Genomic DNA, 23,541 nt, shown 5'->3' on the forward strand with positions numbered 1-23,541 from the left:
GTTCGGCCGTGCGGTGATTCACGTCGCTCACGTCGTGCCGAACCGCGGATGCCGCTCGTCGGCGGTGGCGGGTACGGCAGCGCCGCCGGCCTCCGGCACCGGTGACGACCTCCCGACGAGTTGTGACCGCTCACAATCCTCGCACGCCGGCGATCGGCCGCACAATCTCGCCATGTCCTTGAGGCCGCCGCAACGCCCTGGGACCGGCCGGCGCCGCCGCCCCCGCCTCGTCCGGCAGGAACCGGGACGCCGGGGCGGGCCGGCGCCGGGTCCGGAGCGATCACGGACGACAGCGCGCGGAGACGGCGACGCGCGGACAGGGCCCGCCCCTACGCGGATGGTGGGCGAGTCCTGTCCGCATGGTGTCGATTCTCCGGTCCGAGCCGGCGGTGGGCCCATGCGTGCGGGGGCGCCTGCCGTGGTGAACGGCGCACACCCCGTACGAGCGGCGCACACCCCGGACGCCCGGCGCGCCTTCGCGCCGCCCCGCGGGCCGGATCCGGACGCGTGACATGGTGCCCGCCGGGGAAGGCGCATCCCGGCGGGACGCCTCCGGGTGCCGCGCCGCGACCCGTCTGATCGCACACGCCGCGCGGAGAGCGATACTGGCCTTCGCACGTCGTCGTCACGTCGTCACCCGCCCTCACGAATGGACTCACGCACATCGCCGCGACCGTTCCGCCCACGACGCCCTCCACGGTGTGGCAGACCCGTGGCCGTCACACCGGCCCCACCGCGCCGGACGTCCTGCGCAAGCACCTTCAGGCACTCAAGGACGCCGGGAGCGTCCAGGACTTCATGGAGCTGCCCGACGCCGACACCCCCGAGGGGGAATCGGCCTTCGAAGCCCGGTGGCTGGTCGACGAGGAGGTCACCGTCCGCGCCCGGCTGCGGCTCGCCGAGTGGTCGGGCCCTGGCCAGGAGTGGACGCTGACGGCGGAGGCGGAGCGGCCGTGGGACCTGCGGTGGCCGTCGCCCGCCGCCATGTTCTGGCCCTGGGAGGCGGAGACCCCGTGGGGCCAGGAGACCGTCACCGGTGAGCGCTTCGTCGCCGCCAATCCGCTGCCGGCGGACGAGAAGGAGCTGCGGCGCTCACTGCGGGCCGCCCTGCGGGACACCTGGACCGTCCACCTCGTCGTCCATGAGGCCATGACGCCCGACGAGCGGGGCCGGCGGTCGCTGGTCCCGCTGCTGCCGCCCGGTCTGCACCACCGGGTCATCGAGCACCGCGCGGCCCCGCACCAGCTGCGCACCGTGAACTGGGCGCTCAAGGAGGCCGGGGTGGAGGTGCCGCGCGGCGGCGGGCTGGTGCTGCCCGGCGCTCCCGCTCCGGCCGGCTACGACGCCGCCGACTTCTCGGTGCGCAGCGTGTTCCTGGACGGCACGCACCCCACCGAGCTGCTGGACGCGGTACGGCGTTTCGCCGCCCTGACCGGGCCGCTGCCGGAGGGCGCCGATGCCGCGCTCACCGTGCTGCGGGAGGAGTGGCAGCTGCTGACCCTGGAGGAGGAGCTCGCGAGGGAACGCGAGCTCGTGGCGATGTACAAGGGGGCGCTGGAGGCGATGACGGAGTCCCGGGACCTGTACCGGGAGGCCGCCGAGCATGCCCACGAGGCGCTGGCCGCGTACCGGGAGGCGGCGGCCGAGGCCGGGGAGCCGCGGCAGGCGCCGGCCAGGAAGGGCGGATCGCCGTTCCAGCAGTGGGGCCGGACCCTGGAGCGCTTCAAGGAGACGACCAAGGGCCTGCGCCCGCCGGCACCGGCTCCCTCGACCGTTTCGCGCGAGTCGCCGGAACGGGACCGGGGCATCGGCACGACCGGCACGTCAGGCGACGAGGAACTCGAGGCGACCGACCGCTAGACGGCCGGCGGGCATCCGCACCGAATTGCCCCGCGCCCGGATGTGTCATGTGCCCCGCACGGGATACGCGGTCCCCACGGCACCACGGACCGCCCCGGAAGGGACCAGGACATGGGCAGCGAGCACGGCCCCCGGTCGGCGCCCCACCGCTCCGGCACCACTCTGCGCGTCAACGGCAAGCCGCACACCCTGACCGTCGACCACCGGCGGGTGCTGCTGGACGTACTGCGGGAGGACCTGGACCTCACCGGAGCCAAGAAGGGATGCGACCACGGTCAGTGCGGCGCGTGCACGGTCCTCGTCGACGGCCGGCGCGTCAACAGCTGTCTGCTGCTCGCCGTCGCCCTGGACGGCCGGGACGTCACGACCGTCGAGGGGCTGTCCGACGACGGCGAGGAGCCGCATCCGCTCCAGCGGGCGTTCCTGGAGCGCGACGCCTTCCAGTGCGGGTACTGCACGCCCGGACAGATCTGCTCGGCGGTCGGCGCGCTCGCCGAGGCCGCTGCGGGCCACCCCTCGCACGTCACGGACCCTTCGGCGCCCTCGGGACAGCCCGTGGCACTGGACCGGGACGAGATCCGCGAGCGGCTGAGCGGCAATCTCTGCCGCTGCGGCGCCTATCCCCGCATCGTCGACGCGGTCGAGGACGTGACCGGAGCGGACCGCGCATGACCGGGCCGGTGGCCCGGCGCCACGATCCGCGCGACCGAAGGACGTGATCTGGTGGAATCCTTCGCCTACGTACGGGCCGGCAGTCTCGCGGAGGCCGCCGACGCCTTCGCCGCGCACCCGGGCGCACGCTATCTGGGCGGCGGCACCAACCTCGTCGACCTGATGAAGCTCGGCGTGGAACGGCCGACCGCCCTGGTCGACGTCACCCGGCTCCCGCTGGAGGAGGTGACGGAGCTGCCGGACGGGTCGCTGCGGATCGGCGCCCTGGTGCGCAACAGCGACCTCGCGGCGCACCCGCGCGTGCGGGACCGCTACCCCGTTCTCTCCCAGGCGGTGCTGGCGGGCGCCTCGGGCCAGCTGCGCAACGCGGCCACGACCGGCGGGAATCTGCTCCAGCGCACCCGTTGCCCCTACTTCCAGGACGTCTCCAAACCCTGCAACAAACGGGAGCCGGACAGCGGCTGCGCCGCACGGGACGGCGTCCACCGCGACCATGCTGTCCTCGGGCACTCCGAACAGTGCATCGCCACCCACCCGTCCGACATGGCGGTCGCGCTGGCCGCGCTGGACGCCGAGGTCGAGCTGTACGGCACGGCGGGCGTGCGCAGGGTGCCGGCGGCCGGTTTCCACCGGCTGCCCGGGGCGGAGCCCGAGCGGGACACCGTGATCGAACCCGGCGAGATCGTCACCGCGGTCATGCTGCCGGCCGCGACGGCCGGTCTGCCGTCCGCGTACCGCAAGGCGCGCGACCGGGCCTCGTACGCCTTCGCGCTCGCCTCCGTCGCCGTGGTGCTGGAGGTCGCCGACGGTGTCGTCGCGCACGCCGGGATCGCCTTCGGCGCGCTGGCACACCGCCCGTGGCGGGCCCGGCTGGCCGAGGAGGCGCTGCGGGGCGCGGCTCCGACCCGGGCGGCCTTCGCACACGCGGCCGAGCTGGAACTGGCCGCCGCCCGACCGCTGCGCGACAACGCCTACAAGGTGCCGCTGGCCCGCAACCTCGCCGTCGACGTCCTGACGCGGCTGGTGCCGCGGGAGGAGGATTCATGACCGCCGTGGGCGCTCCCGCCGAGCGCCGGGAGGGCCGGGAGAAGGTCTCCGGAACCGCCCGCTACGCCGCTGAACACCCCTTCCCCGGACGGCTGTTCGCCCGTCCCGTGCCGGCCGCGGTCGCCCGGGGCCGGGTGACCGGCATCGACGTCACGGCCGCGCTCGCGATGCCCGGCGTCGTCACCGTGCTCACCCATGAGAACGCGCCGCGGCTCGCTGCCCCCGACGATGCGACCCTCGCCGTGCTCCAGGGCCCCGAGGTGCCGAACCGGGGCTGGTTCGTCGCCCTGGTGGTGGCCGACAGCCCGGAGGCCGCCCGCGCGGGCGCCGCCGCCGTACGGGTCGCCTGCGCCGAGGAGGCGCACGACGTCACGCTCACGGCCGCACACCCGCGGGCGTACCTCCCCGAGAAGGTCGCCGGCACCGAACCGGGAGTGCGTGAACAGGGCGACCCCGAAGGCGCGTTCGCCGGGGCGCAGATCCAGGTGGACGTGGGGTACCGAGTGCCGCCGCTGCACAACCACCCCATGGAACCGCACGCCAGCACCGCGCACTGGGACGGCGAACGGCTCGCCGTGCACACCTCCAGCCAGGGCACCACGGCCGTCCGCACCACGCTCGGCCGGCTGTTCGGGCTGCCGGAGGAGCGGATCACGGTCGTCGCCGAGCATGTCGGCGGCGGGTTCGGGTCCAAGGGCACGCCCCGGCCGGACGTCGTGCTCGCCGTGATGGCCGCACGGCACACCGGACGCCCGGTCACCGTGGTTTTCCCCCGCCGTCTGATGCCCACCTCCGTCGGCCACCGGGCGCCCACCCTGCACCGGTTGCGCCTGGGCGCGGAGCCGGACGGCCGGCTGACGTCCTTGGTGCACGAGGTGACGACGTACTCCTCGCGGATCAAGGAGTACGTGGAGTACGCGGCGATGCCGGCCCGCGTCATGTACGCCGCCCCGCACCGCCGCAGCCTGCACCGCGTGGTCCGGCTCGACGTGCCGACGCCGTCCTGGATGCGGGCGCCCGGTGAGGCGTCGGGCATGTACGCCCTGGAGTCGGCGATGGACGAACTGGCCGAGGCGCTGGGCATGGACCCGGTCGAGGTGCGGATCCGCAACGAGCCGGACACCGAGCCGGACAGTGGCAAACCGTTCAGCAGCCGGCACCTGGTCGAGTGCCTGCGGGAGGGCGCTCGCCGTTTCGGGTGGTCCGGCCGGGACCCCCGTCCCGGGACGCGCCCCCGGGGCCCGTTGCTGCTCGGGACGGGCGTGGCCGCCGCCACCTACCCCGTGCAGACGTACCCGTCGAGCGCTGCGGCGCGTGCCCTGCCGGACGGCTCCTATCTCGTCGAGGTGAACGCCGCGGACATCGGCACCGGCGCCCGCACGGTCCTCGCACAGATCGCGGCGGACGCGCTGGGCGTGCCCCTGGAGCGGGTGGGGATCCGGGTGGGCAGCAGTGATCTGCCGGCGGCCCCGCTGGCGGGCGGCTCCTCGGGCACCGCTTCCTGGGGCTGGGCGGTGCACGAGGCCTGCCTGCGGCTCGCCGCCCGGCTGGCGGAACGTCAGGGTCCGTTGCCGGACCGGGGAGTGGAGGTGCGAGCCGACACGGAAGGGAAGGCCGACGCCGAAAGCCCCTTCGCACGGCACGCGTTCGGGGCGCACTTCGCGGAGGTCTCGGTGGACACGGTGACCGGAGAGGTGCGGGTGCGCCGGCTCCTCGGGGTGTACGCGGCGGGCCGCATCCTCAACCCCCGTACGGCACGCTCCCAGTTCGTCGGCGGCATGACCATGGGCCTGGGGATGGCGCTGACGGAGGGCAGCACAGTGGACGCCGCCTTCGGCGACTTCGCCGAGTCCGATCTCGCGTCGTACCACGTGCCCGCGCACGCCGACGTGCCGGACATCGAGGCGCACTGGATCGACGAGGACGATCCGCACCTCAACCCGCTCGGCGGCAAGGGGATCGGCGAGATCGGGATCGTGGGCACGGCGGCCGCCATCGGCAACGCCGTGCACCACGCCACGGGCGTCCGCTTCCGCGAACCCCCCCTGACCCCCGACCGGGTGCTGACGGGCCTGCTCCGTACCCCCGGCGCCCGCTGACGGCCGGCTGACCGACCGACCGGCTCCGGCCGCGCGGACGTCGGTCCGGGCCGTCACAGCGACGCGCGACCGCAGCGCGGATCACGCGGCCGGCGGACGGAAGGCCGGTGACAGAGCGTGCGGAGCGGGTGATCACGCTGTGCTCTCCGCGGGGTCGGGCTGTGCTCTCCATAAGGGTGCGGTCGCCCCCCGGGCGTCCCCCGAGATGCGACACGCGAGGTGACGCCGCCCGTGCCACGGACCGTCCGGAACACCGCGCCACCCGGACGTGGCAGCCGTCCGAACCGCGTCCGATGCGGTAATCCCGCCGGAAAGGGGAATCCGGAGGCCGAAAGCGGGGCAATCGACAGTCAGGGACCACGAGGCCGGGTCCGGCACAACTGAGACCGAGCAAGAGCAGACGTCGCGCGACGGACCACCGGGAGGGCCCGTGGATGCGCCAACCACGCTCGTCGTCGTCGCCGTAGTGGCGGCCGCGGCCCTGTTCGCCGTGGCCGCCGCGGTGCTGGTGCGTCTCGTCCGGGCCCGCCGGGGTCTGAGACGAGCAGGACTGCCCACCGGACCGCGCTGGATGTTCTGGGGGGCGGTCCTGTACTTCGTGCTGCCGACCGACCTGCTGCCGGACCCTGTCTACCTCGACGACATCGGCGTCCTTCTGCTGGCCCTGCGCTCAATGCGCCGCGCCCCCGAGAACACGCCCGAACGCCTCTCCGACTGACCGTCCGAGAAGACGTTTTCCTCTCTGCTCGACCCGATCTTCCCTGCTCCGCGCCCTGATCGGCGCCCGACTCCGCGATGATCACGGAGAGTAAGGAAACCAACCACCCGTTCGATTCGTATAAGTGACTGAAGGACGCACCTATCCAGCACCAGCAGCGGGCCCGAGTGACGTCGCACAGCGGCACCGCTTGATCGAGGCAGTACCGACGAGGGAGAGACGATGCAACCGTTCACGCTCAACTACGCACGCCCTGCGGCAGAGTTGGAGTTCAGCACTCCGTACGCCTATGACCCCGGACTGCAGTTGAACGTAACTCTTGACGGCCGGATCGCCGCTCGTGACCACGCGCTGCTGAGAGAACTGGGGACGACGACCTCGACCGCGGGTTCCAAGACCCACTTCGACGACTGAACACGGGCCGACGAAAATGACCGTGCTCATCCTTACCTGTGAAGAGGACGTCACGGCGGACATGGTGGTCGTGCACCTGAACGCCGCGGGCGTCCCCGTCGTCCGGCTCGATCCGGCCGATCTGACCCACTCCGTCGCCTTGTCCGGCGAGTACGTGCACGGTGCCTTCCGGGGCCACCTGTCGTCCGCCGGACGGCTGGTGAGCCTCGACGGGCTTCGCTCGGTGTGGGTCCGCCGGCCCGGCACCGCGGCGGCCCGGGCAGCCCAGCCGTCCGCGTGGCTCACGGAGGAGGCCTCACAGGCGCTGTACGGCATGCTCCGCGGCACCGGGGCACGCTGGATGAACCACCCGGACGCGTCCCAGCGCGCCCGGCACAAGCCCTGGCAGCTGCGCCTCGCCCAGCTCAGCGGGCTGCCCGTGCCGGCCACGATCGTCACGACCTTCCCGCAGGCGGCCCGCGAGTTCGCGGACCGCTACCCGGATCTGGTGGTCAAACCGGTGTCCGGGGCTCATCCGCAGGATCCGCCCCGGGCGGTGCCCACCACCCGGGTTCCGCCGGGCGCGGACTTCGCCGCCGTCGCGTACGGTCCGACGCTGTTGCAACGCCGGGTGGCCAAGCGGGCCGACATCCGGCTGACGGCGGTGGGCGACCGCATCCTGGCCGCCCGCAAGGAAACGGTCCCCGGCGGCGACCCCGACGTGGTGGACGTGCGCTACTCGCCCTCCACCACACCGTGGAGTCCCGCCGACGTCCCGCCGCGCCTCGCCGAGGCCGTGGGCAGATATCTGCGGGGGGCGGAACTGGCTTACGGGGCTTTCGACTTCGCCGAGGACGCCGACGGGACGTGGTGGTTCCTGGAGTGCAACCAGTCGGGTCAGTTCGGCTTCGTGGAGGTGGACACGGGCCAGCCGATCGCCCGGACGATCGCCGAGTGGCTGGCCGGGGCGCCCCCGGAGCGTGACGCCCGGCGCGGCGACCGGTGCGGCTCCGCGGCCATATGAGCTCTCCGGGCGCGGCGACACCCCCTCAGGGCACCGCCGCGCCGGGTCCGGCTCACCGCCTTCAGACGGCCAGGGACAGTCCGCTTCCCGGGTCGTGGGCGGGCACCGCCGCCGCGGGCTCGAGCAGCGCGTCCGCCGCGGCGACCGCCTCCCGGACGTCGGCCGTGCCCATCAGCACGCACAAGGTGTACGTCACGTCGCGCAGTTCACGAGCCGTCTGCGGCGTGTCCCTCTCCGCCTGGGCGATCCTCAGCGTGGCGTACCTGGTGAGCAATGTCCTGGCGACCTTCGGGTCCGGCACGATCACGAGCGCCCCTCTCTCCATGTGTTGCGCTGCGTGTGCCCGGACCGGGGCGAATCATGCGCGATGGACGAGAAAGTCATCCGCAGGGGTCATGATCCGGCCACGCACCGTCACGCGACCTGCCCGCTGTGCAGATCGGTGTAGGCGCCGCCCCGGCGCAGGAGTTCGCCGTGCGTGCCGGTCTCCGGGATCCGCCCCTCTCCCCTCACCACGATCCGGTCCGCGCCGCGCGCGGTGGACAGCCGGTGCGCCACCACGAAGGTGGTGCGGCCCCGCAGCAGCCGGGCGAGGGCCTGCTGGACGAGCGCCTCGGACCGGGTGACGTCCCGCACCACCTTGGCCTGGAGCACGCCGGCGCTGACCCGGGAGTGGTAGCCGATGGACAGCTGCTGCGTGCGGGTGCACAGCGCGGACCGCAGGCTGGTGCCCATCCGGCGGACGCTGCCGTACAGCAGGCGCACGTAGAGGAGGTGCAGGGGATAGTTGATCAGCAGGATGAACAGGATGACCCCGGTGCTCGTCCAGAGGCTCCCGACCGGCCGGTGCTGGACGACGGTGTCGATGATGGACGCGGTGATCAGCGGCAGCAGCCAGATCGGGCTGTGTTCGACGGTGAACACGCCGGCCGCGGCGGCGAGGCTGCGCCGGTCGGCGCGCAGGAGGTAGGCGAGGGTGCGGACCGGGTGCTCTCCCCGGTAGCGGTGGTCGAGCGGTCTTTCGTGCGACGACGCCATGGACGGCGGTCCTCCGGTGGTCGTGTCAGACGGCGGCGTCCAGCTCCGCGAGTTCGCGGGCGGTGAGGACGAGGTCGGTCGCGGCGAGGGAGTCGAGGATCGTCTCGGGGCGGCTGGCTCCCGGGATGGGCACCACGACCGGCGACGCGGCGAGCATCCAGGCCAGGCACACCCGCTGCGGGCTGACCCCGTGGGCCTCGGCGACATGGGCGAACGGCGCGTACGAGGAGCCCAGTTCGCGGGCGCGGGAGATGCCGCCGAGCGGGCTCCAGGGCAGGAAGGCGATGCCGAGCTCGTCGCACAGGCGCAGTTCGGGCTCGCTGGAGCGGAAGGCCGGGGAGAACTGGTTCTGCACGGCGGCGAGGCGTCCGCCGAGGATCTCGTTCGCCTGTCTGATCTGCTCGGGGTTCGCGTTGGAGATGCCGGCGGCACGGATCTTGCCCTCGTCCAGCAGGTCCCGTACCGCGCCGACGGACTCCGCGTAGGGGATCCCCGGGTCGGGGCGGTGGAACTGGTACAGCCCGATGGCCTCCACGCCGAGCCGGCGCAGTGACGCCTCGCAGGCCGCCCTCAGGTGGGCGGGGCTGCCGTCCAGGGTCCAGCTGCCGTCGCCCGGGCGCAGATGGCCGCCCTTGGTGGCGACCAGGACCTCCCCGCCCCGGTCGTGCGAGGCGAGGGCCTTGGCGATCAGGGTCTCGTTGTGGCCGACCTCGTCGGCGTCGCGGTGATAGGCGTCCGCGGTGTCGATCAGGGTCACGCCGGCGTCCAGCGCGGCATGGATGGTGGCGAGGGAGCGGGCCTCGTCGGGTCGTCCTTCGATCGACATGGGCATGGCGCCGAGACCGATCGCGCTGATGTCCTGGTCACCGATGCGGCGGTTCTGCATGAGCTCGCGACCTCTTCCGAATGCGGGCGGGCAGGGGGAAGTCCCGTGCCCCCCGGAGGTGATGGCGGGGCACAGGACGTCCTCCAGCCTGGCCCCGCCGTCGGCCGCGGGTCCAATGGAGATAAGCGAACGCATTCAGCAGCAGGGCCGCTGAATCACCCGACGGCGGGTCAGGAGCGGTCCGCCAGGTACTCCGTCACACCCGGCGCCCGGTGCGCGTCCTCCACGCCCACCAGGGCGCCGACGGCCTTCGCGTCCGGCTTGAGCACGTAGCTCTCCAGGGCGGCGGGCCTGGAGACGTCGGAGAAGTCCTGCGGGGAGCCGAGTCCGGTGTCGGCGTTCTTCTGGGCGCGGTGCGCCTTCACCACGTCCTCGCGCGCGAGGCTGCCGGCCGCGCAGGCCTTCTTCAGGTCGGAGCCCAGCAGCTGGGCGGCGTTGTAGCCGGACAGCACCCCGGAGTCCACCGGGGAGTCCGGGTACTTCTTCCCGTACGCGGTGACCATCTTCCGGACGCCGGGCAGGTCCGAGCTGACGGCGGGCGCCGCGCTCACCAGGTTCAGCATGGCCGACAGGGCCGGTGCCGCCGGCGTCTTCATCAGCTGCGGCGCGAATCCCGGGGCGCTGCTGACGACGGGCACCTTCAGCCCGCGGGAGGCGGCGACGCCGACCAGGGAGGCCGTCTGGGCCGGGCCTGCGCTGATCAGAATGGCCTTCACGCCGGCCTTGCGCAGCGCCGACACCTGCGCGGACAGATCCGTGTCCGTCGCCTTGATCTTCTGCGGCACTATCTTCAGCCCGGCCTTTCGGGCCGCCCAGGTCGACCCCTCCAGGGCGTTGGCGCCGTAGTCGCCCTCGAAGTAGACGTGGCCGACCGCGTCGCCCTTGGTGAGGCCCTTGGTGCGGGTGAGGAAGTCGACGGCCGCGAGCATGTCGACGTCGTAGGTGGTGCCCATGACCTGGACGGAGTCCTTGCCCAGCAGGGAGGCGGCCCAGGCCTGCGGGAAGGTGAGCAGGTGGTCCTTCTCGATGTCGTCGAGGAGGGCGGCGACCACCGGGGATCCGATGACCTGCGGCAGAGCGACCACGTCCGGGGCGAGGTCGGCGTAGGCGGTGACCGCCTTCTGCACGTCGTAGCCGTGGTCCTTGACGACGATCTCCACCTTGCGGCCGCAGATGCCGCCGGCGGCGTTGGTCTCGTCGGCCCACATCTGCTGGGCCTGCACGATGGACTTGCCGAGCGTGGCGTAGGGACCGGTCAGGTCGGTGAGGGCGCCCAGTCTGACGGTCTTCGCGGTGACCCCGGGGCCCGCCTTGACGCCGTCGGCGCTCTCCGAGCCGCTGCCGCCGTCCGCCTTGGAGCTGCAACCGGTGGTCGTGACGAGCAGGGCCGCGAGCGCGGCGGCGAGGACGGTTGCGGGGGTGCGGTGCCTGTGGTGCGTGCGGTTCACGGGGTGTGCTCCTTGGTTCGGACGGCGGAGGCGGTCGGAGGGGCGGTGGGCGCCGGGGCCGGGGAGGCGGGGCGCGGACGGGGGCGGACGCGGCGGGTGAGACCGCGCAGTCCGTCGGGGGCGTACAGCAGGACGAGGACGATCGCCGCGCCGTAGAGGTAGCGGGCCGCCTCGGTCGGGCCCACCCCGCCGCCGGTGGTGCCGGGAGCGGTCACCAGCGGCAGCTGGTCGGCGTAACGGGTCATCAGCAGAGGCAGCGCGGTGACGAAGACGGCGCCCGCGGCGGCCCCGGCGACCGAGCCGAGGCCGCCGATCACGATCATCGCCAGGTAGTCGACCGAGAGGGCCAGGCCGAAGTAGTCGGGGACGACCCTGCGGAAGGCCAGCGCGAGCAGTACTCCGGCCAGGCCGGCGTACATCGACGACACGACGAAGGCCGCCGAGCGGTGGCGGGCGACGTCGACACCCATCACCGCCGCGGCCGTCTCGCTGTCGCGCAGGGCGGCGAGGGCGCGCCCCGGGCGTCCCCGCAGCAGGCCGCGCGCGGTCCACCAGGTCGCGGCCAGCAGGGTGAGGCCGAGGAACCACAGCCGCTCCTCGGCGCCGAACGGCACACCGAGGACGACGAGCGCCGGGCCGTCGTCGCTGAAGGAGAACCCGCCGAGGTTCAGCGCGGGCACGGAACGGCCGTTGAATCCGCCGGTGACGGAGTCGGCAGTCAGCAGGACGTGGTGGCCGAGGAAGACCAGGGCGAGCGTGGCGACGCCCAGGTAGATGCCGCGCACCCGCCCGGCGACGGGACTGAACAGGCCGCCCGCCGCCCCGGCGAGCAGTACGGCGAGGACCGCGGCGAGCGCGGTCGGCAGTCCGGGCCCGGGTTCGCCGGCCAGCCAGGTGTAGCCGTATGCGCCCACGGCGAGGAAGAAGGCGTGCCCCAGCGAGAGCTGGCCCGCGGTGCCGGTGAGCAGGCCGAGACCGACGGCGCCGATGGCCGCGGCCATCGAGAACAGGCCGATGCGCAGCCAGAAGGCGTCCAGGTAGAAGGGCGGCGCGCACAGCAGGAGGGCTGCCAGGAGCACGACGGCGCCCTTGGGGATCCGCTCAGACACGTGCCGCTCCCTTCGCGCCGAACAGTCCGGTGGGCCGCACCAGCAGGACGGCGACCATGACGGCGTAGGGGGCGACGTCGCCGAACCCTTCGCCCAGCACGTGCAGTTCGGACTGGTAGCCGGCGGCCAGGGCCTCGGTCAGGCCGATCAGCAGGCTGCCCGCCAGGGCGCCGGGCGGGGAGGTCAGACCGCCGAGGATCGCCGCCGGGAAGGCCTTGAGGGCGATCTGGCCGGTGGTCCGTTCCAGACCGGGAGCGGGGAACGCGGCGAGGAACACGGCCGCGAGGGCGGCCAGGGCTCCGGCCAGACACCAGGCGAGCATGCGCACCCGGCTGAGCCGTACGCCCATGAGGGCTGCCGCCTCCGTGTCCTCGGCGGCGGCCCGCAGGGCGAGGCCCCAGGGCGTGAAACGGAACAGGGCGAAGACGGCGCCGATGGCGACCGCGCAGACGGCGATCGCGGCGAGCCGGCTGTCCGCGACGGTCACGGAGCCGAGGCGGGTCACCGAGTCGCCCCACGGGTCGCCGAGGGTCAGCAGGTCACCGCCGATACGCCGGGACAGGTCGGTGAGCAGCACGATGTCGACGCCGATGGTGACGATGGTCTGCACATGGGCGGCCCGGGGATCGGGGTCACCACGTTGCAGCAGGAGCCGATCCAGGGCCCCGGCGAGCGCAGCGGTCCCCAGGACGGACACCGCGAGGGCGCCGGCGAAACCGAGGTCGTCGTGGAGGACGGCGATGAGGTAGCCGCCGAACAGCAGCAGCGACCCGTGGGCGAAGTTGAGCACGCCCGACGCCTTGAAGATGACGACGAAGCCGAGCGCGACCAGCGCGTAGACCGCGCCGAGGGCGAGGCCGGTGAGGACGCTGTCCAGGAAGGCGGTCATACGGTGTTCCCTTCGGGTTCTGTGTCCGCCTCGGAGCCTTTGTCCGCCTCGGAAGGGGTGTCCGCCTCGGCGTCGGCGGCCCTTCGGGACGCGGCGCGGGCTTCGGAGCCCGCGCCCGCTTCGGGAGCGGCGTCCTCTCCCGGGGCGGTGGCCGGCCCTGCTGTGAGCGGAGTGCCGGCCTGCTCCGGAGCGGTTTCCTCTCCGGGGGTGCCGAGGTAGGCGCGCAGCACATCGGGGTGGCGGCGGACCTCGTCGGGGGTGCCGTGGGCGATGCACCGCCCGAAGTCGAGCACCGTGACCTCGTCGGCGAGGCGCATCACCAGGCCCATGTCGTGCTCCACCAGCACGACGGACAGGCCCAGTTCGGTGCGGACCGTGTCGACCACCTCGGCCATCCGGACGCGTTCGGCGCCGTTCATGCCGGCCACGGGCTCGTCGAGCAGCAGGACACGCGGCTCGAGACACAGGGCACGGGCCAGCTCCACGCGCTTGCGGTCGCCGTACGACAGCAGGGCGACGGGCGTGTCGAAACGGGTGGCGAGTCCGGTGAGTTCGGCGATCTCGCGGGCCCGGGCGAGGTGGGCGCGCTGTTCGCGGACGGCGCCCGGCAGGCGCAGGGCCGTCGCGGCGAAGCCCGCGCGGGAGAGGGCGTGCCGGCCGAGCATGAGGTTGTCGCCGACGGTTCCCTCGGTGGTGACGATGTTCTGGAACGTGCGGGCCACGCCGAGGGCGGCGATGCGGTGGGGGGCGAGGCCGGTCAGCACGGTCTCGCCGAGCCGGACCTGCCCGGACTCCGGGCGGTACAGGCCCGACAGGACGTTGAAGCAGGTGGACTTCCCGGCGCCGTTGGGGCCGATCAGGGCGTGCACCGAACCCGGGGCGACGGTGAACGACACCGCGTCCAGGGCGGTCAGGCCGGCGAAGCGCACGGTCACGTCCCGCACCCCGAGTTCGGGGGTGGCCTCCGGGGGACGGGGCCGAGCGGTGCTCTCGGTGGGGCGGAGGTTCACGCGGCCCCCTGGTCGCCGGCGTCGTCGCCGAGGTAGAGGCGCCGTACGGCGTCCGTGCGCGCGAGCTCGTCGGCCGGACCGGACAGCCGGACCTCGCCCACCTCCAGGACGTGGGCGTGGTCGGCGAGGGACAGCGCCATGCCCGCGTTCTGCTCCACCAGCAGGACGGCCGTCCCCTGGCCGTTGATCTCACGGATCACCTCGGCGATCCGGAACACCATGCGCGGGGCCAGGCCGAGCGAGGGCTCGTCGAGCAGGAGCAGCCGGGGCGCGGCCATCAGCGCCCGGCCGATGGCCAGCATCTGCTGCTCGCCCCCGGACAGCAGACCGGCCGCCTGCGTGCCGCGCTCGGCGAGCACCGGGAACAGCGTGTACACGCGGTCCCGCGCTTCCCGGACCTGCCCGGGGGCGCGCCGGCCGAGGCCGAGGCCGCCGGTACGCAGGTTCTCCTCCACGGTCAGCCCGGCGAAGACCCGACGGCCCTCCGGGACCTGGACGACGCCGGCCCGCACCGCGGCGACCGGGTCGCGGCCGTCCAGAACCGTGTCCCCGTACCGGATGAGGCCGGCCGTGACCGTGCCGCGGTGCAGGCGCAGGGTGCCCGACACCGCCCGCAGCAGCGTGGACTTGCCGGCGCCGTTGGCACCCAGCAGCGCCACGACCGAGCCGTGCGGGACGGTCAGGGACACGGAACGCAGGGCCGACAGGGCCCGCCCGTACGTCACGTCGAGACCTTCGACGTGCAGCGCGGGCGGCTCCTGCGGGGGTACTCCGGGCATCGCGGCTCCTCGGGTCCGTGCCGGCGGGCACGGCGTTTCGGCGGAAGGGGAGCTCACGACAGCACGGCGGACGAGCACCGGTACAGCCACGGACACGGGCTCGCTGCGCGACCCCAACAGAACCGCGACGGCCTTGTGCGGGTGCCCAGGGGCCGGGTGGCCCCGGCCGAGGTGTCGGGGACCGGGTGCTTGGAGGACCGGGGTGACAGGAGGCCGGGGAGCGCATGGAGGACCGGGGCGGCAGGGGGCCGGGGGCGCATGGAGGACCGGGGTGCTGGGGCCGGGGGCGCCGGTGGGCGGGGGTCCCGCACCGCGGGGGCCGAAAACCGGGGTGCCGGTGGGCCGGGGGTGCCCGTGGGCCGGGGGCCCGCACCGGAGGGCTGGAAACCCGAGTGCCGGGGCCGAAAGCGCCGGTGGACCGTGGGGGCCGAAAACCGGAGTGCCGGGGCCGGGAGCACCGGCGGACCGGGAGTGCCGGTGGACCAGGGGCCCGCGCCGGGAGGGCCGAAAACCGGAGTGCCGGGGCCGAAAGCGCCGGTAGGCCGGGGGCCCGCACCCGGGAGGGCTGGAAGCCGGAGCGCCGGGGCCGGGAGCGCGGTGGGCTGGGAGCCCCGCATCCGGGGGGCCGAAAGCCGGGGTGCCGGGGCCGGGAGCACCGGCGGACCGGGAGTGCCGGTGGACCAGGGGCCCGCGCCGGGAGGGCCGAAAACCGGAGTGCCGGGGCCGAAAGCGCCGGTAGGCCGGGGGCCCGCACCCGGGAGGGCTGGAAGCCGGAGCGCCGGGGCTGGGAGCACCGGCGGACCGGGAGTGCCGGTGGACCAGGGGCCCGCGCCGGGAGGGCCGAAAACCGGAGTGCCGGGGCCGGGGTGCAAGCGCGTCGGAGCGGGGATGCCAGGGTCCGGGCTACTTGAAGGGCCGGGGTACCCAGGGCCCGAGGGCGCCTGGAGCCGGGGCGCCACGGGCCCGGGGCGCCTGAAGAACCGGGGCGCCACAGGTCAGTGCGGCCAGGGTCGGGCGGGTGCCGGAGATGTGCGGGGGCGTGTCGGCTGCGGGGGCGTAGAACTGGGTGCGGGGCGCCGGGGGGCGGGTGCTCAGCGGGTTCGCAGGCCCCGGGCCGTCAGTGCGAGGCTGATCTCCACCAGGTCGGCCGGGCGGGACAGGGAGCGTCCCGTCAGCTGCTCGTAGCGGCGCAGCCGGTTGAGGACCGTGTTGCGATGGCAGTACAGCCGCTCCCCCGCCCGCTGGGCAGAGCCGTCGCAGGTCAGCCAGGTGGCCACGGTGTCGAGCAGGACGGCCTCGTCGGCGGGCTCCAGACCGCTCAGCGGCCCGAGGACCCGCTCCACCAGCGCCATGCCCAGATCCGGGGCGGAGGCCACCAGCGCGGCCGGGAGGTGCTCGGTCAGCCGGACCGTGCCGCCGGTCGGCGGGCACAGGTCGAGCGCGATGTCCGCGAGCCGACGGGCGTCCCCGACCGCGGCGAGCCCCGACACGGCGGTGCTGACGCCCGTCCGCGCGCCGCCGGGGACCGGGGGGACGGCGGACAGCTGCGCACGGCTCCCGGGACCTGTGTCCCCGCCCGGTCCGGCGCCCCGGCCCACGCCCGCGCCGACGCCTCCACTCTCGGTCTCGGCCTCGTCCTCGGTCAGCAGGACGATGCCGTAGTCCACCTCCACTCCCGTGTGCCAGTAGACGCGCGTGCCCCGGCCGTGCGCGGCGCGCGCCCCGGCACCGTCGGAAGGACTGCCGGCCGCCACCGCCACGACGACGTACCGGCCCTCCTCGGGCAGGTCCAGCGCGTGGGCGGTCTCCGGCAGGTCCGCGATGCGGCTCGCTCCGTCGAGCAGGGCGCCCGCCAGCACCCGCAGCCGGTTCTCGCGCCGCCAGGCGAGCTGCCGTTCGACCTGCCGGTAGGCGTCCGCGACGAGGGAGCAGTGCTCGTCCACGAAGTTCCAGACGTCGGTGGCGATGTGCACGAGCAGCCGCACGTCCTCGGGGGCGGTACGGCAGGTCTCCTCGATGAGGCCCTGCCACACCAGGGATCCGCCCAGCCGGAACGCGTGCAGCAGGGCGTCGAGCGGAAGGCCCTGTTCCGCGCGGGTCGCGCCGATCTTCCACGAGCACCGGCGGGCCGCGTCCCGGCTGCCGCGCGGGTCGATCAGCGAGGCGACACTGTGCCGCAGCGAGCGGTGCACCTCCTGCCAGGTGGCGGCGGGATCGCTCGTCACGGCCGCACGGTAGGCGGGTTCCAGCTCCTGGATGGCGGCCACCAGCCGGTCGGTCAGATCGGGCAGCTCGTCCTGGAGCACCCGGGCGGCGCGATGCAGGACCCGCAGGGCGTCGGCGTCGATCAGCGACCGGACGGGCCGGGGGTGCGGCCTGGGTCCCGGCGCCGCCGGAGCGCCGTACACGGGGCGGGACACGTTCCGTGTCCGTAGGGCCTGATGCATCGCGGTCCTCCCCTGGGCTGTGTCCCGTCCGACTCGTCCTGCCCCGAAGGATGACATACCGTCCGGTCGGTCCCTAGGGGTCTGCACGATTGTTTTCAGACCGGTCAGCCCTCCTGCCCCGCCTTCTCGACCATGCGCACCAGTTCGACCCGGGAGCGCACGCCGAGCGTCGCAAAGACCTTGCGCAGGTGGTAGTCGACCGTCCGGGTGCTGACCGACAGGGTCAGCGCCACCTCCCGGTTGGTCGCGCCCTCGGCGACGCACCGGGCGATCCGCTGCTGCTGCGGCGTCAGCGCCGAGAGTCCTCCCACTGTGCTCGCGCCGCCGCCCGGGGCCGCCCCGCCCGCCCGCAGTTCGGCGCGGGTCTGCTCGGCCCAGGCGAGCGCCCCGCAGCGCTCGAACCCCACCAGAGCGGCGCCGAGACGGTCGCGTGCCTCACTCAGCCGGCGGCGCCGGCGCAGCCACTTGCCGTGCAGCAGCCCGGTGCGGGCGTGTTCGAAATCGCCGCCTCCGGCCGCGTCGTGCAGATCGAGCGCACGGCGGTACAGGGCGTCGGGACGGTCCGCCGGGGCCAGCAGGGCGCGGCAGCGCATCAGATGGGCGGGAGCCTGGGGGTCGGCGCCGAATCCGGCCCACCGGGCGAACTCCTCGACGACCTCGGGGACACCCTCGTCGGCCCGTCCGGTCGACGCGGCGGCCTCCACGAAGCACGGCACGGCGAGCATCCACACCGCGAAGTGCCCCCTTCGCGGCCCCGGCCGCACGAGCGGCCCGAGCCGGTCCGCGGCCTCCCGGGGGCGCCCGCGGCCGAGATCGGCGCGGCCCGCCGCCCACTCCGCCAGCGTCGCCGCCTGGACCAGGCCGTGCCGCCGGGCGACGGCCAGCGCGGCAGCCGCATGGGCGGCGACCTCCTGCGGAGTGCCGTCGATCGACGCCGCCAGGGCCAGTACCGCGTGGTGATGGGCGGCCGTGTTGCGCTGCCCCGTCCGATGTGCGGCGCGCAGCCCTTCCTCCGCGTGGGTCCTGGCCAGCGTGTGCCGCCCGGCACGCAGTGCGGCGTAGGCGAGGTACTCCCGGGCCCGCGCGAGGGCCGAAGGGCTTCCGGGCATCCGGGCGGCGGCCAGGGCCCGCGCCCCGGCGCGGCGGGCGGCCGCCGGATCGCCCAGCAGCAGGGCGGCCGCCGCCGCGAGCAGAGCCTGCTCCGCTTCGTCGGCGCCGGCGGCACTCTGCGCGCCCTCCGAGGCCGCCACCAGTCGCCGTAAGGGCTCCGCGGCCTCGGGGAACCGCCCTTCGAGCAGGGCCCTGACCCCGGTCCGGTAGTCGTGCAGCGCGCCGCCGCGGCCCTCACGCACCGGAGCGGTCGCGCGCGACACCACCCCCGGAGGGCCCTGGAACGGCCGGGCACCGGGTCGCGTGCCGTCGTCCGGGAGGCCGGTGCCGGCGTCCGGGAGGCCGGACCCGGCGCCCGGGAGGCCGGTCCCGTCGTCCGGGTCGCCGGACCCGGCGCCCGAGAGGCCGGACCCGTCGTCCGGGATGCCGGACCCGGCGTCCGGGATGCCGGACCCGGCGTCCGGGATGCCGGACCCGGCGTCCGGGATGCCGGACCCGGCGGCGCCCAGTGCGTGCAGGCATCCCGGGGCGTCGCCCGCCGCCCACGCGGCGGCCATGGCCGCCGACAGCGCCGTCTGTGCCTGCCCGGGGGCCGGCGCGGCCAGCAGACGGGCGGCCAGGAGCAGGGATCCCCGGGCCTCGTCGACGGGTCCGTCGTAGAGGACCGCGGTGCCGCGCACCAGCTCGATGCGGCCGCGCAGCGCCGGGGACGCCGTCCCGTCACGGGCCCGGTCGAGCAGCCGCAGGGCCCGGTGCGTGCGTCCGCCGAGCAGTGCCTGCTCGGCCGCGGCCGTGTACCACGCCGCGCGCCGCGCGCCGTCCTCGGCCAGTCCGGCGGCGTGAGCGTAGGCGGCGCTCCGCAGCATGGGGGGTGCGGGACACGCGGGGTCGCCGGCCGCCACGGCCAGTTCGGCGGCCGCGCCCCGCCCGGGCCCGGCTGCCGAACGGCCCCTCGCCCGGTGCAACAGCGCGTCAAGCCCGTCGGCTCCGGCCTCCTCCAGGGCCCGGGCCAGCGCCCGGTGGGCCGCACGGCGCCGCTCGGGGTGCGCCCCCGCGTAGACGGCGCGGCGCAGCAGACTGCTGCGGAACCCGGCCCCGCCGTCGGTTCGGACGAGAACCTCCGGCAGTTCGTCGTGCGGCGGCGCGGACGGCAACGGGGAGGAATGCGCGGTCTCCGTGGCGGGGGGCGTCGCCCGGAGGTGTTCTGCGGCCCTCCGGGCGAGTGCCGGGTCGATGTGTGCGTCCTCGGTGTCGTCCGCGTCCCGCAGGGCCGCCGCCACCGTCAACAGCAGGTCGGCCTGCGCGGGCGTGAGTCCGGTCAGCAGGCCGCCGACCAGCCCGGTCAGGATCCCGGCGTCGGTGGGCGGGTCCGGCAGAGCACGGTGACCGCGGAGCTGGGCGGGCGTCAGTCGCCGGACCATGGCCAGCAACAGGGCCGGGCTGCCGTCGGCCGCGTCCACCAGGTCGTCCCGGACGGCTCGGTCGACGGCGCCGCCCGTCGCCTCGTCCAGCAGCGCGGCGGCCTCCGCCGGGGAGAGCGGGTCGAGGCGTGTCACCGGCAGCGCCGCGAACTCCCGGTCGACCGGGCGGTGTCCGGCGACGCTCAGCAGCACGCCCACCCGGTCGGTCCCGCTCAGGCGTCCGGCGACGGCGCCCAGTGCGGCCCTGGTGGGGGCGTCCCACAGATGCGCGTCGTCGACGCACACCAGCAGGGGTCCGGAGGTGGACGCGGCCCGCAACGCGTCGAGGAGTACCGCGTCGGCGGGCCGGGCGGGCGGCCACGGCCCGGCAGGCGTGCCGAGGGCGTGCAGCAGGGCGCGCAGGCCGTCCAGGGGCAGCGCCGAGGCCGTCGGGCCGGCTTCTGTCCGGACCACGGACGCGGCCGGGAGGGAGCGGGCGGCGCGGTTCAGGAACGTCGTGCGGCCGCATCCGGGTTCACCCGTCACCACCCGCGCGCCGCCGACCGCGGTCGTCTGTCCGGTCATCCCCGTGACGTTACGTACGGGTAACGGGTGGCGGAAGCCGCGCGCCCGGTTCGCCGCCGGCCATGGGCCGGCCCTTCCGGACTGTCACCAGCGGGTTCGCGCGCGGCAGGCGGGGCCGGTCCTGTGCCGCCGCCCAACGACCGCCGCCGCCCGGCGTGCACGGGCACAGCGACGGCAGCCGCGGGCGGGTCCGCTCTGCGGCCTCCGCCCCGGTCGGCTCCGCGGACCCGAGGGGGCCGACGGAGCCGCCGAGCCCAGGACCGGCCAGGCCCACGCACCGGCCAGCCCCACGGACCGGCCAGGTCCACCGCGCGCAGGGGTCCGCGAGGCCGATGGGTCCGCGAGGCCACCGGGTCGGTGCAGTCGAGCCGGATGGCTCAGGACGCGTGCGGGCAGTTGCCGCGGTACTCGTCGATCGTCAGTCCCGGCCGGGGCAGCGGGCACAGGAACTGCTCGTAGCGGACGTCGTTGTCGATGAAGCGTTTCAGCCACGAGATGCCGTACTTCGCGATCGTCGTGTTGGACGAGATCGGGGTGAGGTGGGTGGCGTTGTTCAGCTCCAGGTAGGCGCGGTCCAGGGAGGACGGAAGCGTCGAGTAGAACGGCTCGGCGTGGGTGGCGACAGGGGCGATGGTGTCGCCGTCGGCGCCGAAGATCAGTGTGGGTGTGCTGATCTCCGGCCAGCTCTTGTCGACGTTCCACGGGGTGAGGGGGATCGCGGCCCGGAGCGAGGGCCGGGACTTGGCGGCCTCCAGGCTGCCGCCGCCGCCCATCGAGTGGCCCATGACGCCGAGGCGGCTGCTGTCGACGCGGCTGCGGACGGAGCTGACCTGTGTGAGGTGGTCCAGGGCGGCGAGCAGCTGACGGCCGCGGGAGTCGGGCTGGTCCAGTGTGGTGAGGGTGTCGATGGTGAAGACGACGAAACCCTGGGAGGCCAGCCGCGGACCCAGCCAGGCGATGGAGGACTGGGTGCCGGTGTACCCGGGTGAGACGGCGATCGCGCCGAAGGTGCCGTCGGCGGTGCTGGTCGGGTAGTAGATCGTGCCGCCGCCGAAGCCGGTGACGGCCGGCCGGGAGACGGTGGTCTGGGAGACGGCGTACGGGCCGCGTGACGCCTCGATGCTCGCGTCGGTGGGCGCCGGGCCCCGTTCGTAGGGGTTGTCCGCCGCGTGCGCTCCGGGCCCGCTGAGGGTGGTGAGGCCGACGACGGCGGCGATCGCCGTCGCGACGCGGGCGAGCTGTCCGGACCTGCGGTGGGGGGAGCCGGTGGAGCCGTGACGGTCGGCACCGACGCGCGCTGGATGCTGCACGGCGAGTGGTCCTCTCTGTCGGGCGGACGGCCGGGGCGCGGCGGCCGGACCCCGCACGAGCGGGTCCGGGCCGCCGCCCCGACGGGCGCCGCCGATGGGCTGGCCCTGCCACTGTCGGGGCCGCGCCCCGGCCGGGGATCGGCGATGTCACCGGTCTCGCGGATTCGACCGGTCCTCCGGGGAAATCCGGGGAGGGGGTCTGTCCCCCGAGGACGCGGGCCCCGTGCGGGAGGACTCTGGGAGTGTCGCCCGACCCGCGACACCCCGTACTCCCCGAAGGAGACGTGCACGTGCTGCTTCCCACCGAGAACGACCCGGCAGGCCCCTCCCCCGTCGCCCTCGCCGTCCGTCAGGCCGTCGCGGACGGGCTGCTCGGCGAGGACCGGCCGCTGGCCGGGTTCGTCGACGTACAGGGCGTGCGCGACAGCGTCGCCGCACTGCACGAGGCGTTCGCGCATGTGCCGGACGTGCTGCACACCTTCGCCGCCAAGGCCTGTCCGCTGGTCCCCGTGCTGCGGCTGCTCGCCGGTACCGGCATGGGCGGTGAGGTGGCGAGCCCGGGCGAGCTGCGGCTGGCGCTGGACGCGGGGTTCGACCCGGCGCGCATCGTGCTGGACTCGCCGGCCAAGACCCGCCGGGAGATCCGCGAGGCCCTCGCCCTGGGCGTCGCGCTGAACGCGGACAACCTCGACGAGCTGGAGCGGATCGACGCCCTCCGTCCGCAGGACTGCGCCTCGGTGCTCGGGGTGCGCGTCAATCCGCAGGTCGGGGGCGGGTCGATCGGCGCGATGAGCACGGCGACCGCGCACTCCAAGTTCGGCGTGGCGCTGCGGGACCCCGGGGCACGCGCGCGTGTCGTCGAGGCCTTCGCGCGGCGGCCGTGGCTGACCCGGCTGCACGCGCACGTGGGTTCGCAGGGCTGCCCGCTGCCGTTGATCGCGGAGGGCCTCGCCGTGGTCCACCGGCTCGCCCAGGAGATCGACGCGTACGTCGGCCGCCGGCAGGTGACCAGCCTCGACCTGGGCGGCGGGCTGCCGGTGAACTTCGCCGACGACACGGTGACGCCCACCTACGCGCAGTACGCGGCCGCGCTCACCGCCGCCGAACCGGCGCTGCTGGACGGCCGCTACGAGGTGGTCACCGAGTTCGGCCGGTCCCTGATCGCCAAGAACGGCTTCACGGTGGCCCGCGTGGAGTACGTGAAGGACGCCGGTGGACGCCGGGTCGCCGTCACCCATGCCGGCGGGCAGGTCGCCACCCGGACCGTCTTCATGCCGGAGGCCTGGCCGCTGCGGGTGTCCGCGTACGGCCCGGACGGCACGCCCAAGCGGACTCCCCCCGTCCGGCAGGACGTCGCCGGGCCGCTCTGCTTCGCCGGGGACGTCGTGGCGCACGACCGGCCGCTGCCCGCGCTGGCGGAGGGGGACCTGGTGGTGCTGCACGACACGGGCGGGTACTACTTCTCGGCGCACTGGTCGTACAACAGCCTGCCGAGGCCCCCCGTGTACGGCTGTCTGGCCGAGGGCGGCCGGGTCGGGTTCGCCACGATCCGGTCCGCGCAGACGCTGCGGGAGATCTCCGCGGAGAGCGGTCTGGCGCAGGCCGACGCCCTGCTGACGGGGTTCGGCGCGCCGTCGCGGACCTGAGGGGCGGACCGGTTGCGGCCCACCGGGCATCAGCGGCCGGATTCGGAGCACCCGGCCCCCGTCGCCTGTCG

Annotated in this window: 17 protein-coding genes and 2 pseudogenes; 8 read left to right on the forward strand and 11 right to left on the reverse strand. The window is 74.7% G+C overall.

What is annotated here, in order from left to right:
- Positions 1–699: 699 nt before the first annotated feature.
- The 7 genes from OHS71_RS04250 to tgmB all read left to right on the forward strand — a co-directional run bounded on the left by OHS71_RS04250 (position 700) and on the right by tgmB (position 7,813).
- A complete protein-coding gene (locus tag OHS71_RS04250) occupies positions 700–1,860 on the forward strand; it encodes a hypothetical protein (protein ID WP_328476936.1) in 1,161 nt (386 codons plus the stop codon).
- Positions 1,861–1,971: 111 nt separating this feature from the next.
- Complete coding sequence (locus OHS71_RS04255; RefSeq protein WP_328476938.1) at positions 1,972–2,532, forward strand: (2Fe-2S)-binding protein; 561 nt, start codon at positions 1,972–1,974, stop codon at positions 2,530–2,532.
- A 51-nt stretch (positions 2,533–2,583) separates the two neighbouring features.
- Entirely contained in the window at positions 2,584–3,579 is a 996-nt protein-coding gene (locus OHS71_RS04260) for an FAD binding domain-containing protein (RefSeq protein ID WP_328476940.1), read from the forward strand.
- Positions 3,576–5,678: a xanthine dehydrogenase family protein molybdopterin-binding subunit gene (locus OHS71_RS04265; protein WP_328476942.1), complete on the forward strand. Its 2,103-nt coding sequence runs from the start codon at positions 3,576–3,578 to the stop codon at positions 5,676–5,678. Before OHS71_RS04260 ends, OHS71_RS04265 begins: the two co-directional genes overlap by 4 nt.
- Positions 5,679–6,108: 430 nt before the next feature.
- Entirely contained in the window at positions 6,109–6,396 is a 288-nt protein-coding gene (locus OHS71_RS04270; RefSeq protein WP_328476943.1) for a YkvA family protein, read from the forward strand.
- Between the two features lie 222 nt (positions 6,397–6,618).
- Positions 6,619–6,810 (forward strand): putative ATP-grasp-modified RiPP, encoded by a 192-nt coding sequence (gene tgmA, locus OHS71_RS04275; RefSeq protein ID WP_327319993.1) that lies wholly within the window; start codon positions 6,619–6,621, stop codon positions 6,808–6,810.
- Positions 6,811–6,826: 16 nt separating this feature from the next.
- Positions 6,827–7,813 (forward strand): ATP-grasp ribosomal peptide maturase, encoded by a 987-nt coding sequence (gene tgmB, locus OHS71_RS04280; RefSeq protein ID WP_328476946.1) that lies wholly within the window; start codon positions 6,827–6,829, stop codon positions 7,811–7,813.
- A 61-nt stretch (positions 7,814–7,874) separates the two neighbouring features.
- Here tgmB and OHS71_RS04285 read toward each other — a convergent pair whose 3' ends face one another.
- The 11 genes and pseudogenes from OHS71_RS04285 to bdeA all read right to left on the reverse strand — a co-directional run bounded on the left by OHS71_RS04285 (position 7,875) and on the right by bdeA (position 21,824).
- Positions 7,875–8,120 (reverse strand): DUF5133 domain-containing protein, encoded by a 246-nt coding sequence (locus tag OHS71_RS04285; protein WP_328476948.1) that lies wholly within the window; start codon positions 8,118–8,120, stop codon positions 7,875–7,877.
- A 290-nt stretch (positions 8,121–8,410) separates the two neighbouring features.
- Positions 8,411–8,851: pseudogene (locus OHS71_RS04290) on the reverse strand (ABC transporter ATP-binding protein); the annotation flags it as partial.
- A 25-nt stretch (positions 8,852–8,876) separates the two neighbouring features.
- Positions 8,877–9,737 carry an aldo/keto reductase gene (locus OHS71_RS04295; protein WP_328476950.1) on the reverse strand — a complete coding sequence of 287 codons (861 nt, stop codon included), beginning with the start codon at positions 9,735–9,737 and terminating at the stop codon, positions 8,877–8,879.
- 170 nt (positions 9,738–9,907) lie between these two features.
- Positions 9,908–11,185, reverse strand: coding sequence for an ABC transporter substrate-binding protein (locus OHS71_RS04300; RefSeq protein WP_328476952.1), 1,278 nt, complete (start codon positions 11,183–11,185; stop codon positions 9,908–9,910).
- Positions 11,182–12,294 carry a branched-chain amino acid ABC transporter permease gene (locus OHS71_RS04305; RefSeq protein WP_328476954.1) on the reverse strand — a complete coding sequence of 371 codons (1,113 nt, stop codon included), beginning with the start codon at positions 12,292–12,294 and terminating at the stop codon, positions 11,182–11,184. The genes OHS71_RS04300 and OHS71_RS04305 overlap by 4 nt, the downstream gene beginning before the upstream one ends.
- Positions 12,287–13,183 (reverse strand): branched-chain amino acid ABC transporter permease, encoded by an 897-nt coding sequence (locus OHS71_RS04310; RefSeq protein WP_328476956.1) that lies wholly within the window; start codon positions 13,181–13,183, stop codon positions 12,287–12,289. The genes OHS71_RS04305 and OHS71_RS04310 overlap by 8 nt, the downstream gene beginning before the upstream one ends.
- Before the next feature lie 188 nt (positions 13,184–13,371).
- Positions 13,372–14,193: pseudogene (locus OHS71_RS04315) on the reverse strand (ABC transporter ATP-binding protein); the annotation flags it as partial.
- Complete coding sequence (locus OHS71_RS04320; protein WP_328476958.1) at positions 14,190–14,972, reverse strand: ABC transporter ATP-binding protein; 783 nt, start codon at positions 14,970–14,972, stop codon at positions 14,190–14,192. The gene OHS71_RS04320 and the pseudogene OHS71_RS04315, both read right to left, overlap by 4 nt.
- Positions 14,973–16,063: 1,091 nt before the next feature.
- Positions 16,064–17,419: a helix-turn-helix domain-containing protein gene (locus OHS71_RS04325; protein ID WP_328476960.1), complete on the reverse strand. Its 1,356-nt coding sequence runs from the start codon at positions 17,417–17,419 to the stop codon at positions 16,064–16,066.
- A 104-nt stretch (positions 17,420–17,523) separates the two neighbouring features.
- Complete coding sequence (locus OHS71_RS04330) at positions 17,524–20,514, reverse strand: LuxR C-terminal-related transcriptional regulator (RefSeq protein WP_328476962.1); 2,991 nt, start codon at positions 20,512–20,514, stop codon at positions 17,524–17,526.
- Positions 20,515–20,891: 377 nt separating this feature from the next.
- Positions 20,892–21,824 carry a bis(hydroxyethyl) terephthalate hydrolase gene (gene bdeA / locus OHS71_RS04335; protein ID WP_328476963.1) on the reverse strand — a complete coding sequence of 311 codons (933 nt, stop codon included), beginning with the start codon at positions 21,822–21,824 and terminating at the stop codon, positions 20,892–20,894.
- Between the two features lie 290 nt (positions 21,825–22,114).
- On the opposite strand from bdeA, the gene OHS71_RS04340 reads away from it, so the two are divergent.
- Positions 22,115–23,470, forward strand: a complete 1,356-nt coding sequence (locus OHS71_RS04340; RefSeq protein ID WP_328476964.1) for a diaminopimelate decarboxylase — start codon at positions 22,115–22,117, stop codon at positions 23,468–23,470.
- Positions 23,471–23,541: the final 71 nt, after the last annotated feature.

The sequence above is a fragment of the Streptomyces sp. NBC_00377 genome (genome assembly GCF_036075115.1).
In the GTDB taxonomy this organism is placed as follows: domain Bacteria; phylum Actinomycetota; class Actinomycetes; order Streptomycetales; family Streptomycetaceae; genus Streptomyces.